The sequence below is a fragment of the Nakamurella flava genome, assembly GCF_005298075.1.
Taxonomy (GTDB): Bacteria; Actinomycetota; Actinomycetes; order Mycobacteriales; family Nakamurellaceae; genus Nakamurella; species Nakamurella flava.
Genome location: NZ_SZZH01000003.1, coordinates 845,006 through 860,096, shown reverse-complemented (window position 1 = coordinate 860,096; position 15,091 = coordinate 845,006). Strand labels below are relative to the sequence as shown.

General features: G+C 72.8%; 15 protein-coding genes and 1 riboswitch. Of the genes, 2 read left to right on the top strand and 13 right to left on the bottom strand.

Annotation, left to right across the window (positions count from 1 at the left end; all coding sequences use genetic code 11):
- Nucleotides 1–22: 22 nt before the first annotated feature.
- Nucleotides 23–264: riboswitch (cobalamin riboswitch) on the bottom strand.
- A 55-nt stretch (nucleotides 265–319) separates the two neighbouring features.
- The 5 genes from FDO65_RS15800 to pheS form a co-directional block, all read right to left on the bottom strand.
- Nucleotides 320–1,078 (bottom strand): methyltransferase domain-containing protein, encoded by a 759-nt coding sequence (locus FDO65_RS15800; protein ID WP_137450604.1) that lies wholly within the window; start codon nucleotides 1,076–1,078, stop codon nucleotides 320–322.
- 77 nt (nucleotides 1,079–1,155) lie between these two features.
- A complete protein-coding gene (locus tag FDO65_RS15795; RefSeq protein ID WP_166442213.1) occupies nucleotides 1,156–2,769 on the bottom strand; it encodes an FUSC family protein in 1,614 nt (537 codons plus the stop codon).
- A gap of 166 nt (nucleotides 2,770–2,935) precedes the next feature.
- Nucleotides 2,936–3,523, bottom strand: coding sequence for a DUF5998 family protein (locus tag FDO65_RS15790; RefSeq protein ID WP_137450602.1), 588 nt, complete (start codon nucleotides 3,521–3,523; stop codon nucleotides 2,936–2,938).
- A 126-nt stretch (nucleotides 3,524–3,649) separates the two neighbouring features.
- Nucleotides 3,650–6,160 carry a phenylalanine--tRNA ligase subunit beta gene (gene pheT / locus FDO65_RS15785; RefSeq protein WP_137450601.1) on the bottom strand — a complete coding sequence of 837 codons (2,511 nt, stop codon included), beginning with the start codon at nucleotides 6,158–6,160 and terminating at the stop codon, nucleotides 3,650–3,652.
- Between the two features lie 3 nt (nucleotides 6,161–6,163).
- Nucleotides 6,164–7,264 (bottom strand): phenylalanine--tRNA ligase subunit alpha, encoded by a 1,101-nt coding sequence (gene pheS, locus FDO65_RS15780; protein WP_137450600.1) that lies wholly within the window; start codon nucleotides 7,262–7,264, stop codon nucleotides 6,164–6,166.
- 237 nt (nucleotides 7,265–7,501) lie between these two features.
- Between pheS and FDO65_RS15775 the strand changes: the two genes are divergently transcribed.
- On the top strand, nucleotides 7,502–8,041 hold the full coding sequence (locus FDO65_RS15775; protein ID WP_420847547.1) for a type II toxin-antitoxin system PemK/MazF family toxin: 540 nt from the start codon (nucleotides 7,502–7,504) through the stop codon (nucleotides 8,039–8,041).
- A gap of 72 nt (nucleotides 8,042–8,113) precedes the next feature.
- Here the strand turns inward: FDO65_RS15775 and FDO65_RS15770 are convergent, their stop codons facing one another.
- From FDO65_RS15770 to infC, 5 genes are all read right to left on the bottom strand, one after another.
- A complete protein-coding gene (locus FDO65_RS15770) occupies nucleotides 8,114–9,544 on the bottom strand; it encodes a dicarboxylate/amino acid:cation symporter (protein WP_137450598.1) in 1,431 nt (476 codons plus the stop codon).
- A 110-nt stretch (nucleotides 9,545–9,654) separates the two neighbouring features.
- Nucleotides 9,655–10,479 (bottom strand): TrmH family RNA methyltransferase, encoded by an 825-nt coding sequence (locus FDO65_RS15765; protein WP_137450597.1) that lies wholly within the window; start codon nucleotides 10,477–10,479, stop codon nucleotides 9,655–9,657.
- 161 nt (nucleotides 10,480–10,640) lie between these two features.
- Entirely contained in the window at nucleotides 10,641–11,030 is a 390-nt protein-coding gene (gene rplT / locus FDO65_RS15760) for a 50S ribosomal protein L20 (RefSeq protein WP_137450596.1), read from the bottom strand.
- A 70-nt stretch (nucleotides 11,031–11,100) separates the two neighbouring features.
- Entirely contained in the window at nucleotides 11,101–11,295 is a 195-nt protein-coding gene (rpmI, locus tag FDO65_RS15755) for a 50S ribosomal protein L35 (RefSeq protein WP_137450595.1), read from the bottom strand.
- A gap of 105 nt (nucleotides 11,296–11,400) precedes the next feature.
- A complete protein-coding gene (gene infC / locus FDO65_RS15750; RefSeq protein ID WP_137450594.1) occupies nucleotides 11,401–11,961 on the bottom strand; it encodes a translation initiation factor IF-3 in 561 nt (186 codons plus the stop codon).
- A gap of 304 nt (nucleotides 11,962–12,265) precedes the next feature.
- Here infC and FDO65_RS15745 point away from each other — a divergent pair, with 304 nt between their 5' ends.
- Nucleotides 12,266–12,658, top strand: coding sequence for a DUF1844 domain-containing protein (locus FDO65_RS15745; protein WP_240757642.1), 393 nt, complete (start codon nucleotides 12,266–12,268; stop codon nucleotides 12,656–12,658).
- 3 nt (nucleotides 12,659–12,661) lie between these two features.
- Here the strand turns inward: FDO65_RS15745 and FDO65_RS15740 are convergent, their stop codons facing one another.
- The 3 genes from FDO65_RS15740 to FDO65_RS15730 are packed head-to-tail and all read right to left on the bottom strand — an operon-like array spanning nucleotide 12,662 to nucleotide 15,045.
- Nucleotides 12,662–13,291 carry a PH domain-containing protein gene (locus FDO65_RS15740; RefSeq protein ID WP_137450593.1) on the bottom strand — a complete coding sequence of 210 codons (630 nt, stop codon included), beginning with the start codon at nucleotides 13,289–13,291 and terminating at the stop codon, nucleotides 12,662–12,664.
- Complete coding sequence (ribH, locus tag FDO65_RS15735) at nucleotides 13,288–13,788, bottom strand: 6,7-dimethyl-8-ribityllumazine synthase (RefSeq protein ID WP_137450592.1); 501 nt, start codon at nucleotides 13,786–13,788, stop codon at nucleotides 13,288–13,290. The genes FDO65_RS15740 and ribH overlap by 4 nt, the downstream gene beginning before the upstream one ends.
- A gap of 33 nt (nucleotides 13,789–13,821) precedes the next feature.
- The gene (locus FDO65_RS15730) at nucleotides 13,822–15,045 is read right to left on the bottom strand and encodes a bifunctional 3,4-dihydroxy-2-butanone-4-phosphate synthase/GTP cyclohydrolase II (protein ID WP_137450710.1); all 1,224 of its coding nucleotides are present in this window, start codon (nucleotides 15,043–15,045) and stop codon (nucleotides 13,822–13,824) included.
- Nucleotides 15,046–15,091 lie beyond the last annotated feature (46 nt).

Genomic DNA, 15,091 nt, shown 5'->3' with positions numbered 1-15,091 from the left:
GGCGCACCGGCGGCGTGGGTCGGTGACCCACGCATCGAGGGCAGGTCTTCGGACTCACGGGCACGATCGGCCTCGGACGCGAACGCCCGACCGACCACCTACCGGCCGTCGCTTCCCAGGTCGTGTCGCAACCCAGTGCCGTCCCTCGGAGGGACAGACGGCTTTCGTTCCCATTCACCGCTGCGGGGCAGTCCCGGTCTCGCACCGGGTTCCCTGTTGTCTCCCGGCGGGTGACCGCCGGGAACCTTCGACGCAACGGACCCTACATGTGGGCTGCGCTCAAACTCGCATCACCACATGTCGTGTCGCGGTATGTCGTTCAGTCGGCGGCGGGCCGCCGGTAGACCGAGACGTGCGCGGCACTGTCGGCGGTGAACGGGGTGCCGGACCAGTCCGCCGAACGACTCTCCAACCGCAGGCCGGCGACCCGGGCCATCAGGTCGAGCTCGGCCGGCCAGACGTACCGGTGATGGGAGTCGAACCGCCGGTACGACCCGTCGGGCTGCCGGTTGAGATGGACCGAGGTGAGGAGCTGGCGGGCCGGGTCGAAGGTGTCCACCCCCACGTGGGTGTCGGTCACCTCGAACGGGACGGCCGTCTGCCCGGGCGGTAGCCGACGCAGATCGGGCACGCCGCACTCCACCACGAAGGCGCCACCCGGACGGAGATGCCGGGCGGCGTTGACGAAACAGCCGACCTGCTCGTCCTGGGTCAGCGGATTCATGATCGTGTTGAAGATCAGGAACACCAACGAGTACTCACCCACGACGTCGGGGCCCGCTGCGTCGGCCGTGGCCATGTCGCCTTCGGTCACCGGGATCTGGTCGGCCCGTACCTTGGCCCGCAGCTGCGTGATCATCGGCGCCGAGAGCTCGATCCCGACGACCGGCACCCCGGACTGCCACAGCGGCACCGCGACCCGGCCGGTGCCGATGGCGAACTCACAGGCCGGTCCACCGTCGGCCAGGGCCGCGAGCCGGGCGACGGTGGGCCCGACCACGGCATCGTCGAACATCTCCGCGCAGTCGTCGTCGTAGTTCCGTGCGATGGCCTCGTCCCAGATGTCCGCGGTGGTCATGGACGGCGAGCCTGCCCGGCCGAGGCACCGTGGTCCACCGGTTTTCACCGCTTCCCCGTGCTGCCACCCCACAGCGTTCAGCGCCCGGATGGGTCCACGCTCGTCGGCGGCTCGACAAGCCGTGGCAGCCGGTCGGTCCGCGCCGCCGACGCATCCCCGCCGTCGACCGGGCGAGCCGACGGGATCGACCCGCCGGCGGGTGACACCACCCGCAGCAGGCTCGTCTCGACCGCGGACCGGCCGACCGGGCGGAACGTGCCCGTCTCCAGGACCGACCGCAGTACCGGGCGGAAAGCCCCCGTCTCGGTGGCCGACCGGCCCACCGGCCGCAGACCACCCGTCGCCTCGGCGCCACCGCGGCGACCCGGCCGACCCGGATGGGCGCCGGAGTGCGGACCGAGCCTCTGGCCGGGGGCGTGTGGTCCCCGGCGGGCCGGTCCGACCCCGGGAGCCCCACGCCGCGGTCGCCACCGCGACACCAGCTCCACCGGCCCGGCCAACCCCGGAGCGGGCGGCCGGGTGTGCACCCGCTGGCGCACCGCCTCGTCGAGATCGCGCAGCACCCGGTGCACGGTGACCCGCACCGGCTCGGTCAGCTGCCACCCCTCCTCCGCCGGGTCGGCCCGCAGCGAGGCCAACTCGTCGATCCGGTCCCGGGCATCGCGCAGGGTGGCGAGGGTCGTCGCCACCACGGCCGCCCGGTCCGCCTCACCGTCGGTGCCCTCGGCCCGGGCCAGCGACCCGACCGCCGCGACCGTTACCGCCACGTCGGCGACCAGGGCGGCGAAGATCCGCCGCCGGTCCTCCCCGGCGGCCGGGTCGGGGTTCGGGTCGTCGCGGACGCCGTCCAGGATCGACCGGAACATGCTGCGCACCGCGATCGTGGTGTGCTCCAGCGCTTCGAGCTCGCCCCGCAGGTTGGCGCCCGTGTCCGGCACGCCCAACGCCCGCGGGTTCAACCGCCGACTGTCGGCCAGCTCCTGCAGGCCGGCGTCGATCTTCGGCAGCTGACGACTGAGTTCGCGGGCCGCCTCCATCCACCGCACCGCCTGCGCCTGCGTGATCGGGTCGCGCAGCTCCGCAGCGGCCCCGGCCAGCAACCGGGCCAGCTCACGGGCGAACCGGTCGACGGACTCGGCCGCCCGCCGCGGACGCACCGCCGGCGGCAGCACGACGTTGACCAGCACGCCCACCCCGGCGCCGACCAGGGTCTCGAAGATGCGGTCCGACGCCGCGGCCTCCGAACCACCCACCGCCAGCACCAGCATCGCGCTGATCGGCACCTCCAGGGCATGCGGTCCGAGCCGCAGCAGCTGACCCAGCATGATCGCCACGGCCAACAGCACACCCAGGCTCCACCAGGACAACCCCACGTAGGCCGAGAACCCGACCGCGACCAGCACGCCGAGGGTGACGCTGGCGATCCGTTGCAGCCCACTGGCCAGGATGTCCTTCAAGGTCACCTCGACCACCAGCAGAGCGGTCAGCGGCGCCAGGATCGGCACGGTCGACGGGAACACCGCCAGGGCGACGACGAAGGCGGCCACCGCGGCGCCGGACAACCGCAGGGCCCGACCGAAGGCCGCCGCACCCCGGACCCGCAACCGGGACCGGGTGTCCGCCAGCAGACGGCGCACCCGCGACTGCGGACGCGCCCCCGGCCCCCCTGGACCGACCTCGGACGTGAACACCTTTGCCATCCCTCCCGCGACCCGGCGCCGGGTCCACCCGGGCCGAGGAGACGGGCGGTGCCGGTCACCACCTCGCCGTCAACAGACGCCGGGGTACCGGTCGGGGATGCGCGGGACGACTGTGAGCTGGCTGTCCATCCGCGGCGGACGCCAGACGGTCACCGCGTCAGCGCAGGTAGGTGGTGGCCGTGCGGGCCGACAGCGCCTTGGCGAAGGCGATCGCGTCCCGCAGGGCCGACTCGCCCTCGGCGTCCGCGCTGATGCGCAGCGACAGGTCGTCGGCGGTGATGCTGCCCGTCATACCGTGGTCGGCCTCGCACTGCGGGTCGGCGCAGCCGGCCGGTTCCAGATCGACCCGGTTGACCGCCCCCCAGCCGATGGTCAGCGTCAATTCGCGCCCCAGCCGGCCCTTGCGGTACTTCTCCGGCCGGGAGACCACATGCGTCACCATCACGCTGCGCACGGCCGAGATGGGCACCGCCTCGCTGGTCACGATGCCGTGGGCCTCGTCGCCGTGTTCGGCGTCGCCGCCGTGGTCGTCGGCGTGGACGAAGATCAACCGGCTCGGCGTCAGGACGACCACCGACAGGTGCCGGCGGATGGTGTCGACGTCGAACGTCGTCTCCCCGTGCACCAGATGCGCTCCGACCTCCTCGTCGGCCAGGGCGATCTCCAGCGCATCGGCGACCAGTTCCGGGTAGTAACCGGAACTCTCGATCTTGTGCACCAGGTCGGTCGGCTGTCCCACAGGCATGTCCTCATGGTGGCACCCGGGCGGGCCGGCTGACCAATCCGGCCGCCGATGGGGACAGCCTGCCGGGGATGGGGATGCCTCGGTGGGGTCGGTCGCCGACCCCACCGAATCCTGCGTGCCACGCGATCAGTCGCGCAGGCGAGCCCCCAGCCGCTCCCCCGCCACCGCGAGGGCGGCGTCGCGCACGGCCGTGGCGTCCGCCGCGGTGAGCGTGCGATCGGCCGCACGCACCTGCAGAGCGAAGGCCAGCGACTTCGTGCCGGCCGGCACCCGGTCGCCGGTGTACACGTCGAACAACCGCACCGATTCGAGCAGCTCACCGCCACCACCGCGCAGGGCATCCTGCACGTCCGCGGCGGCCGTCCCCACCGGGACCACGACGGCCAGGTCGAGGTTCACCGCCGGGTACGGCGAGATGCGCGGCGCGACCGCCGGCACCGGGTCGGGCAGGCCGTCGAGGTTCACCTCGAGGGCCACCGTGCGCGGGGGCAGACCCAACCGCTCGACCACCGAGGGGGCCAGCTCCCCGGCGAAACCGATCGGCCAGTCACCCACCCGGATGCTCGCGCAGCGACCCGGATGCCACGGCGTCTGCTCGGCCGGCACCACCCGCAGGCTCACCCCGGCCACCCGGCCGACCCGTCGGGCCAGCTCGATGGCGTCGGCCCACCCGGCCGGACGACCCGCGCCCCACCATCCCGGCCGCTCCTGCGACCCCGGACCGGCCAGCAGCGCGGCCAGGTGCAGCGGCTGCTGCGGCAATGCGGCATCCAGCACGGCCAGCTCGGCGTCGCTCGGCCGCGCGTCGACCGTCGGCTTGCCCGGGGTCGGCGGGTTGGCCTTGGGCAGGAAGACCGAGCCGATCTCGTACAGCGCGAGATCCCGGGCGCCCCGGGACAGGTTCCGCTGGGCCGTCTCGACCAGGCCGGGCAGCAGACTGGTCCGCAGCTGCGGCTTCTCCGCGTCCAGCGGGTTGGCCAGGGTGACCGCGCGCCGACGCACGTCGTCGCCGCCGAATCCGAGGGCATCGAGCTCGGCGACGCCGACGAACGGGAACGACAGCACCTCGATCAGCCCGGCCGACGCCAGGTCGGCGGCGATGGCCCGGGTGCGCCGCTGGGTCGGCGTGAGACCGGTCCCGGCGGGCGCCACCGGCAGCACCGAGGTGATGGTGTCGTAGCCCTCCAGCCGCGCCACCTCCTCGACCAGGTCGGCCGGCCGGGTCAGGTCGGGCCGCCAGGACGGCGGGGTCACCAGGACGGCGCCGTCCTGGCCGGAGCCGGACACCGTCGCACCGACCTGCTCCAGCCGGCGCACCACGGTGGCCCGGTCGTACGGCCGGCCGGCCAGCCGCTCCGGCTCGGACAGCGGCAGCGTGATGGTCACCGGTGTGAACGGCTCGCCCTGGACGTCCGAGCGCCCGACGATCTCGCCGCCGCCGTAGGTGACGAGCAGATCCGCGGCCAACTCGGTGGCCGCCGCCGGGATGGCGGGGTCGACGGCCCGCTCGAACCGGCGGGAGGCCTCGCTGGGCAGCCGGTGCCGGCGCAGGGACCGGGCGATGGTCGGCGGATCCCAGGTCGCCCCCTCGAGGAGGACGTTCTCGGTGCCGTCGCCGATCTCGGTCGACGCGCCGCCCATGATGCCGGCCAGCGAGATCGGCCCCGACTCGTCGGCGACCACCAGGTCGCCGTCCGGCCCGGCGGCCAGCTTCCGGGTCGCCCCGTCCAGGGTGGTCAGCGTCTCCCCCGCGACCGCACGCCGGACCTCGATGGCCCCGGACAGCGTGTCGGCGTCGAAGGCGTGCAGGGGCTGACCGAGATGGACCATGACGTAGTTGGTGACGTCGACGGCCAGCGAGATCGACCGGATCCCCGCGGCGGCCAGCCGGCGCCGCAACCAGAACGGGGACGGCGCCGTGGGATCCACCCCGGCGACCCGCACGGTGGCGAACCGTCGGCAGCCGACCGGGTCGGCCAGGGTCACCGGCCAGCCCGGCTGCGCGCGGTCGGGCAGCACCCGCGCCGCGGGGTCGGTGAACGGCACGTCCCAGGCCGCGGCCAGATCACGGGCCAGACCCCGAACCGACAGCGCGTAGCCGCGATCGGGGGTGATGGCCAACTCGATGACCGTGTCCTCGGCCCCGATCAGGGGCCGTGCGTCCGTGCCGATCTGATCGGCCGGGGTGTCCCGGTCGAGCACCAGGATCCCGTCGTGCTCGGTGCCGATGCCCAGCTCGCGGACCGAGCAGATCATGCCGTCGGAGATCCGGCCGTACGTCTTGCGGGTGGCGATGGCGAAGTCACCGGGCAGCACCGCGCCCGGCAGGGCCACCACGACGGTGTCGCCCTCGACGAAGTTGCGGGCGCCGCAGATGATCCCGCGCGGCTCGTCTGAGCCGTCCGGTCCGTTGCCCGGGCCGACGTCGACCGTGCAGAAGCGGATCGGCTTCTTCAGACCGGTGAGCTCCTCGATGGTCAGCACCCGGCCCAGGACCAGCGGGCCGGTGGTCGGCGGCACGGTGTGCACCGCCTCCACCTCCTGCCCGACCTGGACCAGGGTGTCGGCCACCTGATCGACCGTGGTGCCGGCGGGCAGCGGGAGGACGTCGGCCAACCAGGCCAGGGACAGCCGCACGGCTCAGACCTCCGTTCCGAAAGCGGTGGTGAAGCGGACGTCGCCCTCGACGAGGTCACGCATGTCGGGGATCTCGTTGCGGAACTGCAGGGTCCGCTCGATGCCCATGCCGAACGCGAACCCGGTCCACTCCTGCGGATCCAGGCCGCAGGCGACGAGCACGTTCGGATCGACCATGCCGCAGCCGCCCCATTCGACCCAACCGGCGCCGCCCTTCTTCTGCGGGAACCACACGTCCAGCTCGGCACTGGGCTCGGTGAACGGGAAGAACGAGGGACGAAGCCGGATCGTCGACTCCGGCCCGAACATCGCCCGGGCGAAATGCTCCAGCGCGCCCTTCAGGTGGGCCATCGTCAGGTGCCGGTCGATGGCCAGCCCCTCGACCTGGTGGAACACCGGGGTGTGGGTCGCGTCCAGCTCGTCCGACCGGTAGACCCGACCCGGGCAGACCACGTAGATCGGCGGCTCGCGGCGCAGCATCGACCGGATCTGCACCGGCGAGGTGTGGGTGCGCAGCACCATCCCGTCGCCGGGACGGCCGGCGGAGTCGGCGATGTAGAACGAGTCCTGCATCTCCCGGGCCGGATGGTTCTCCGGGAAGTTCAGGGCGTCGAAGTTGTACCACTGCGACTCGAGTTCGGGCCCCTCGGCGACCTCCCAGCCCATGGCCACGAAGACGTCCTCGATGCGGGACATCACCGTCGAGATGGGGTGCCGGGCGCCGACCGGCTGCCGGTCGTAGGGCACCGTGACGTCCACCGTCTCCTCGACGAGGATGCGGGCCTCACGCTCGGCCGTCAGCGCCGCCTCGCGAGCGGTGATCGCCTCGGTGACCCGGCGCCGGGCCTGCCCGATGGCCTTGCCGGCCGCCGCCTTCCGGGACTTGTCCAGGCCGGCGATCGCGCGGTTGGCCAGGGCCAGCGGGCTCTGGTCACCGGCGTGCGCCAGCCGGACCTGCTTGAGTTCGTCCAGGCCGGACGCGGCGGCGACCGCCCGTTCCGCGTTGTCGGCGGCCCGGGCGAGGGCCGCCTCGTCGGTCGGGTCGACCGTCGGCGTGACGGCGGGGGTTCCAGCGGGGTTCTGGGGTGACGCGGGGGTCGACATCAGTGCCTTCCGAAGGCGGTCAGGGCCACCCGGGAGTCTAGAGAACGTCCCCGACGGTGCCGACCGGTTTCCCGCCGCCCCTGCGGACGGGGACGGCGTCCGCCGTCCGTCGTCCGAAGGGCTGGGCTCCGGTCCGTCGCCGGGCCGGGCCCGCATCCGGCTGGGTACGGTGCGGCCATGTCGCTTCTCGATCGTCTCGGCCAGTTCGCGCGGTCGGCCCTGCAGACCGTCACCGCCCTGACCCCCACCAAGCCGGCCGAACGCCGCCCCGCGCCGTCGGGTGCGCGGACACCGGCCACCCCCGGGCGCCGGCCGGCCCCGTCCGCGGCGACCGGGGAGACCGAGTCCCCCGGTCGGAGCGGACCGGCCGCGACGGTGGAGATCGACCCGCGGCGGATCGGCGCGGTGCGGATGAGCTACAACCCGGTCGTCGACGGCGACCCCGACCCGGGTGAGGTCATCTGGACCTGGGTGCCGTTCGAGGAACGCGACGGCCGCGGCAAGGACCGCCCGGTGCTGGTGGTGGCGGCCGAGGCCAAGGGCACGGTGCTGGCCGTGCAGCTGACCAGCAAGGACCACGGCGGCGAGCGGGACTTCGTGCCCGTCGGGACCGGCCGCTGGGATTCCCAGGGCCGGCCGTCCTGGGTCAATCTGGACCGGGTCTTCCGGGTGCACCCGGGCGGGATGCGCCGCGAGGCCTGCGCGCTGCCCGGCGACCGGTTCGTCAAGGTCGCCGTCGCGCTGCAGCGGGAGTACGGCTGGTCCGCCGGGAAATGACGAACGCCGCCAGGACGGTCGGTCCTGACGGCGTTCGGTTCCCGCTCCGCGCGGGTGACGCGGGGCGGGCGATCAGGCGGTGGCCGGTACCCGGTCGGTCCGCTCCGGACGAGCGGCCGAGTCGGAGTCGTCCGGCAGGCCGTCACCGTTCGGGCCGTTGTAGACGGCCTCGTCGAGCAGCCCGTTCCGCTTGGCCACGATGACGGGCACCAGGGCCTGACCGGCCACGTTGGTGGCGGTCCGCATCATGTCCAGGATCGGGTCGATGGCCAGCAGCAGACCGACGCCGGCCAGCGGCAGACCCAGGGTGGACAGGGTCAGGGTGAGCATCACGACCGCGCCGGTCAGCCCGGCGGTGGCCGCCGAACCGACGACGGACACGAACGCGATCAGTAGGTAGTCGGTGATCGAGAGGTCGATGCCGAAGACCTGCGCGACGAAGATCGCGGCCAGCGCCGGGTAGATCGCCGCGCATCCGTCCATCTTGGTCGTGGCGCCCAGCGGCACCGAGAAGCTCGCGTAGTCCAGCGGGACGCCCAGGTTGCGGGTCGTCACCTGCTGGGTGACCGGCATGGTGCCCACCGACGAGCGGGAGACGAACGCCAGCGTGATCGCCGGCCAGGCCCCGGCCAGGAACTTGCGCGCCGAGAGGCCGTGCACCTTGAGCAGCACCGGGTAGAGCACGAACAGCACGATCAGGCAGCCCACGTACACGTCGACCGTGAACACGGCCAGCGGACCGAGCAGGTCCCAGCCGTAGTGCGAGACGGCGTAGCCGATGAGCGCACCGGAACCGATCGGGGCGAGCCGGATGATCCACCACAACACGGTCTGCACGATCGACAGACCGGACTCGGCCAGCGCCAGCACCGGCTTCGCCTTCGCGCCGGCCTTGAGAGCGGCCGCACCCAGGACGATGCCGATGACGACCAGCTGCAGGACGTTGAACGAGACCGAGGTGGTCGCGCTGATCGCGTTGCCGCTCTGGGTCGCGGTGGTCGAGGCCTGCAGGCCCAGGAAGTTGGCCGGGACCAGACCGGACAGGAAATCGGTCCACCCGCCGCTACGGCCCGAGTAGGACGCCGCGTCGGCCGCCAGGCCGGTGCCGCGCCCGGGGTTGGTGATCAGGCCGATGGTGATGCCGATGATCACCGAGATCAGGGCGGTGATGGCGAACCAGATCACCGTCTGCACGGCCAGCCGGGCCGCGTTGGCCACCGCGCCGAGCCGGGAGATCGAGACGATCAGAGCCAGCAGGATCAGCGGGACGACCGTCGCCTTCAGCAGGGTCACGAAGATCGAGCCGACCTGATTCAGCGTGCCGTCCAGCCAGCCGAGGCCGAACACCCGGGCCGCGAAGCCCAAACCGGCCCCGACGACCAGACCGATCAGGGTCTGCGCCCAGAACGGGACCTTCCGTCGGGCCCTGGGCGCCCGGGCGGGCACGGTCGCGTCCGTACCTCCCGCGCCGCCGTTCGAGCCCGCAATTGCCGCGTTCGACATGACGCGTCCACCTCCACCGAAAATGTGTGTCCGGTGTGGTCAACCCCTGAGCGCCGCGAACGATTCCGACGGTGACCGGGTAGTGACGGTGAGAGCCGTCACCACCCGGGTCAGGCGTCGACGCCGGCCGCCCGCTGAGCGGTGGCGCTCGCGTACAGGCACACCGCGGCAGCGGTGGCCAGATTGAGCGACTCGGCCCGGCCGTAGATCGGCACCCGGACCGCCGCGTCGGCCGCGGTGACGACCGCCGCCGGCAACCCGTGAGCCTCGCTGCCGAACAGCCAGGCGGTCGGCAGCTCGAGCAGGCCCTGGGCACTGGCGGTGGGCAGGTCGAGCTCGGCCGTGCCCGTGGTGGCCAGTACGGAGACACCGGCCTCGTGCAGGGCCTTGATGGCCTCGGCCCGATCGCGGACCCGGACCACCGGCAGATGGAACAGACTGCCGGTGGTGGCCCGGACGGTCTTCGGGTTGAACGGGTCGACCGCATCCCCGGCGACCAGCACCCCATCGGCCCCGGCGGCGTCGGCCAACCGGATGATCGTGCCCAGGTTGCCCGGGTCGTTGGTCTCCACGCAGACCGCCAGCAACCGCGGCGAGGACGCCAGCAGCTCGTCCGGATCGGTCTCCGGCAGCGCGCACCGGGCGACCAGCCCCTGCGGGGCGACCGTGTCCGACAGCGCAGCCGCGGCCCGCTCGGTCACCTGGGTGACCTCGACGCCGGCGGCGAACGCCGACCGCACCAGGTCCACGTGTCGCGCGGCCGCGGCCTCGGTGACGAACAGTTCCAGCACGGTGCCCGGCCGATCCCGCTCGGCGGCGATCGCCTCGGTGACCGGACCCGCCCCCTCGGCCAGGAACTGGCCGGCCTCGGTCCGACGGGGACGCCGCAGCAGCTTGTGAGCGGCGACGATGCGGCTGGACCGCTCCGTCAGCACACCGTCCGGTGCTTCCTCGGACTCGACCGGCGCGGCGCGCCCGGCGCCGGTCGGCCGGGTGCCGCGGTTCTCGGAACGGTCCCCCCGGGTAACGGACGACCGCCCGACCGACGAGGTGTCGGTCGGGCGGTCGGCGGTACGACGGGACCGCGGGGACGGGTTCAGGCCGCGTCCGCGCTGTCGGTGCCGGCGTCAGCCGGGAGCGCCTCGCGGGCGACGACGACCAGGGCGGCGAACGCCGCGGGATCGTAGACGGCCAGCTCGGCCAGGATCTTGCGGTCCACCTCGACGCCGGCGGCCTTGAGGCCCTGGACGAAGCGGTTGTAGGTGATGCCGTTGGAACGGGCCGCCGCGTTGATACGGGTGATCCACAGCTGGCGGAAGTCGTTCTTGCGCTTGCGGCGGTCGTTGTACGCGTACGTCAACGAGTGGAGCGACTGCTCCTTCGCCTTGCGGTACAGGCGCGAGCGCTGCCCGCGGTAACCGCTCGCCTGCTCGAGGATCGCGCGACGCTTCTTCTGGGCGTTGACTGCCCGCTTCACTCTGGCCATCGGAGGACCTGGCTTTCTCTATCGCCCGAGGCGTGGTTCGGCGCTCGGGTCAGTGGTTCGGGACGGGGGGTCAGATGCCCAGGAGGCGCTTGATGCGGGGAGCGTCCGGAGCCGCGATCTCGCCGCCCTTGCCCATGCGTCGCGTCATCTTGGAGGTCTTCTTCTCCAGGTTGTGGCGCTTGCCGGAGCCGTCGTGACGCAGCTTTCCGCTACCGGTGACCTTGATCCGCTTCTTGGTCCCGGAGTGGGTCTTCATCTTGGGCATCTGTTCCTCAATCCATCTGCAATTCGTGGTGCGGGACGTCTGTGGGGCGTCCGGACATGCCTCAACCGGCCGGGACGGGTGGACCCGACCGATCGGAGCGGAACGTCAGGACGTGGACGTGGTGGTCTCGACCGGGGTGGGCCGAGCCGTCTTCGCCTGCTTGTGCGGGGCCAGGACCATGATCATGTTGCGGCCGTCCTGCTTGGGCGCGCTTTCGATGACGCCGAGATCGGCGACGTCGGTCGCGAGCCGCTGCAGCAACCGGAACCCGAGTTCGGGACGGGACTGCTCGCGGCCACGGAACATGATGGTGACCTTGACCTTGTCCCCGGCCTTGAGGAATCGCACGACGTGACCCTTCTTGGTCTCGTAGTCGTGCGAGTCGATCTTCGGCCGGAGTTTCATCTCCTTGATGACCGTCAGGACCTGGTTCCGACGAGCCTCACGGGCCTTCTGCGCGCTCTCGTACTTGAACTTGCCGTAGTCCATGAGCTTGCAGACCGGGGGGCGGGCGTCCGGGGCCACCTCGACGAGATCGAGGTCGGCATCCTGGGCGCGTCGCAGAGCATCGCCGATGCTGACGATGCCGATCTGCTCGCCTTCGGCTCCGACGAGACGAATCTCCGGAACGCGGATCCTGTCGTTGATACGTGGTTCGACGCTGATCGAATCCTCCTGGGGCTGGGGTCATCGGGTGGTACTGGTTGGTGCTGGTCGTCCCGGGTGGGCCGGCCTGGCGCGGCCCGCTCGGGCCGCCGCGACCGGTGGAACAACACAAAAGGCCCCGCGTGAGAACACGCGGAGCCCGAAGAACGCGAACGGCCAGACAGTGGGCATGCCACGATCTGCTGCACCCGCCCGAAGACGGGTGGACCGGTACCCGACCGCCGGAGGCAGTGCGGGTGGGAGTCGGGCTCCACTTGTTCCCTCGCGCGAACGAGGGTGGTCGCATCTGACAGAGTACACGGCGATGACTACTCCACCCAGCCACGCCCCTGACAGTGACCCGACGAGCGACCCGGCCCACGTCGACGAGCTCACCCCGGACGCCCGCGACCTGGTCGACATCCCCGCCGGTGAGGTGATCTCCCGCGCCGCCGTCCTGCTGATGAGCGCGGCGGCCGAGCAGCTCGGTCTGGCCGCCGACGACCCGCAGGCCCCGCCGCACCGCGACCTCGACCAGGCCCGGACGCTCATCACGGCCCTCGCCGGCCTGGTCAACGCATCGGCGCCCGACCTGGGCCCGCACGCCGCGGCGTTCCGCGACGGCCTGTCGGCCCTGCAGGCGGCGTTCCGGGAGTACTCGGTGCACCCGGACGAACCCGGGCACGGACCGGGCGAACGCCCGGCCCGCCACCACTGACCGTCAACGCCCGCCGCGCCGCCCCCGGCCCTTGCCACCCTTCTCGGCCAGCCGGCGGTCGATGATCTCCAACCGGCCCAGCGGCCGGTCCGGGTCCTCGACCACCGGTGGCGGCGCGCCCGCGGGTCGCACCATCGGCGCCGGCCCGAAGCGGGCGTGCAGGTCCCGCAGCTCGTTCATCGCGCGGACCGCCCGGCCCCGGTCCATCGCCTGGACAGCCAGGACCGGCGTCGCTTCGTCGTCGGGCAGGAGCAGCTGCGCCCACGGTGACCCCGGCGGGAACCTGATCCGCTGCACCAACGGCCAGGGGTAGAACTTCTCCCCCGCGATGTTGCGGACGGCCACGCCCGTCTCGTAGACCCGCAACCGGGGCAGGGCCGCCGTCATCATCGCCGCGGCCATCAGCGCGCCGACGCCGATGATGCCGACCTGGTCGAACGTCCGGAAGGTGATGCCGGCATCGCCGGACGCCTTCAGCAGGATCCCGACCACCACCGCGGTGGCCAGCGTGACGAACGCCGCGGCACCGGCGATCCAGACCATGCGGCGGGGACGCACCTGCAGCAGGACCGCGCCCCGGTCCCGGGGCCGCCACTCGTCCGGCGCCATCGGCCGCGGGTCGGGGCCGGTCACCTCCCGAACCCCAGTCGGCCCACCGTGCCTCGAAGCTCACGGAGCACCAGCGCGGTCTGCAGGGCCGCGACCATCGACTCGGCCCCCTTGTCCTCGGTGGCGCCCGGCCCACCGGCCCGGGCGATCGCCTGCTCGACGGTGTTGCAGGTCAGCACGCCGTTGCCGACGGCGATGCCCGCGTCCAACGACACCCGGGTCAGCCCCGAGTTGGCCGCCTCGCAGACGTAGTCGAAATGGGCGGTCTCGCCCTTGAGCACCACGCCGAGAGCGACCACCGCCTCGTGGCCGGCGGCCAGCGCCTGGGCGACCACCGGCAGCTCCATCGCCCCGGGCACCCGGACCACCGTCGGGGTCGAGGCACCGGCCTCGGTCGCCGCCCACACGGCCCGGTCCAACAGCTGGTCGGTGATCTCCGAATGCCACTGCGTCAGCACCACGCCGACCCGCATCCCCGCGGCCGACGGGACCTCCACGACCGGGCGTCCCGATGTCGCCATCAGTTCGTCACCCCGTCCGGGGTCGCCAGATGCTCACTCATGCCCGAGTCCGTCCAGTTCATGGCCCATCCGATCTCGTTTGGTGGTCAGGTAACGCACGTTCTCCGGGTTGGCCGCCAGGGGCAGGGCGACCCGGCCGATCACGCGCAGACCGTAGCCTTCCATCCCGGCCCGCTTGGCCGGGTTGTTGGTCAGCAGACGCATCGACCGGATGCCCAGATCGGCCAGCACCTGGGCGCCGGTGCCGTACTCGCGGGAGTCGGCCGGCAGGCCCAGGGCGAGGTTGGCGTCGACCGTGTCGGCGCCGGCGTCCTGCAGTTCGTAGGCCCGCAGCTTCTCGAGCAGGCCGATCCCGCGGCCCTCGTGCCCGCGGACGTAGAGCACGACCCCCCGCCCCTCCCGGGCGACCGCGTCCAGCGCCGCCTGCAGCTGGGGGCCGCAGTCGCAGCGCAGGGACGCCAGCGCGTCGCCGGTCAGGCATTCCGAATGCACCCGGACCAGGACGTCCTCGCCGTCCCCCAGGTCCCCGGTCACCAGGGCGATGAGCTCCTGGCCGGTGACCGTGCTGACGTAGCCGACGGCCCGGAACTCCCCCTGCGGGATGGGCAACCGGGCCGTCGCCACATGCCGCACCTGCGTCTCGGTGCGGCGGCGGTAGGCGATGAGATCGGCGATGGTGATCAGGGCGAGCCGGTGACGGCGGGCGAAGTGGCGCAGGTCCGCGAGCCGGGCCACCTCGCCGTCGTCGGTGACGACCTGGGCCAGCACCCCGGCCGCGGCGCGGCCGGCCAGCCCGGCGAGGTCGACCGACGCCTCGGTGTGACCGGGACGGACCAGCACGCCGCCCTCCCGGGACCGCAGCGGGAAGACATGGCCGGGCCGTCGCAGCTGGTCGGCGGTGGCAGCCGGATCGGCCAGCACCGCGATGGTGCGCGCCCGGGCCTGGGCCGACGCCCCACGGGACCCCGCATCGACGGCGTCCACGCTGACGGTGAACGCGCTGTCCGCGCCCTCCGGAGTCTGGTGGAGCATCGGCGGGAGTCCGAGCCGGTCGCAGGCCTCACCGGGCAGGGCGACGCAGAGCACGCCGGTCGTGTACCGCACCGCGAAGGCGACCAGCTCGGCCGCGGCGCCGTCCGCGGCGAACACCAGCTCACCCGGGTTCTCCGGGTCGGCGTCGTCGACCACGACGACCGCGCGGCCGGCGGCGATCTCGGCGACGGCCGTGTCGATGGTGTCGAACCCGGCGCCGGTCACCGTCCGGCGCTCCCACTGCCGGTCCTCGGGGCTCTCGTCCGGGAAG

Bases quoted from the DNA above. Each gene is read 5' to 3' on its own strand.
- FDO65_RS15800 (WP_137450604.1), bottom strand. From the start codon at position 1,078: ATGACCACCGCGGACATCTGGGACGAGGCCATCGCACGGAACTACGAC.
- FDO65_RS15790 (WP_137450602.1), bottom strand. From the start codon at position 3,523: ATGCCTGTGGGACAGCCGACCGACCTGGTGCACAAGATCGAGAGTTCC.
- pheS (WP_137450600.1), bottom strand. From the start codon at position 7,264: ATGTCGACCCCCGCGTCACCCCAGAACCCCGCTGGAACCCCCGCCGTC.
- FDO65_RS15770 (WP_137450598.1), bottom strand. From the start codon at position 9,544: ATGTCGAACGCGGCAATTGCGGGCTCGAACGGCGGCGCGGGAGGTACG.
- rplT (WP_137450596.1), bottom strand. From the start codon at position 11,030: ATGGCCAGAGTGAAGCGGGCAGTCAACGCCCAGAAGAAGCGTCGCGCG.
- rpmI (WP_137450595.1), bottom strand. From the start codon at position 11,295: ATGCCCAAGATGAAGACCCACTCCGGGACCAAGAAGCGGATCAAGGTC.
- FDO65_RS15745 (WP_240757642.1), top strand. From the start codon at position 12,266: ATGACTACTCCACCCAGCCACGCCCCTGACAGTGACCCGACGAGCGAC.
- ribH (WP_137450592.1), bottom strand. From the start codon at position 13,788: ATGGCGACATCGGGACGCCCGGTCGTGGAGGTCCCGTCGGCCGCGGGG.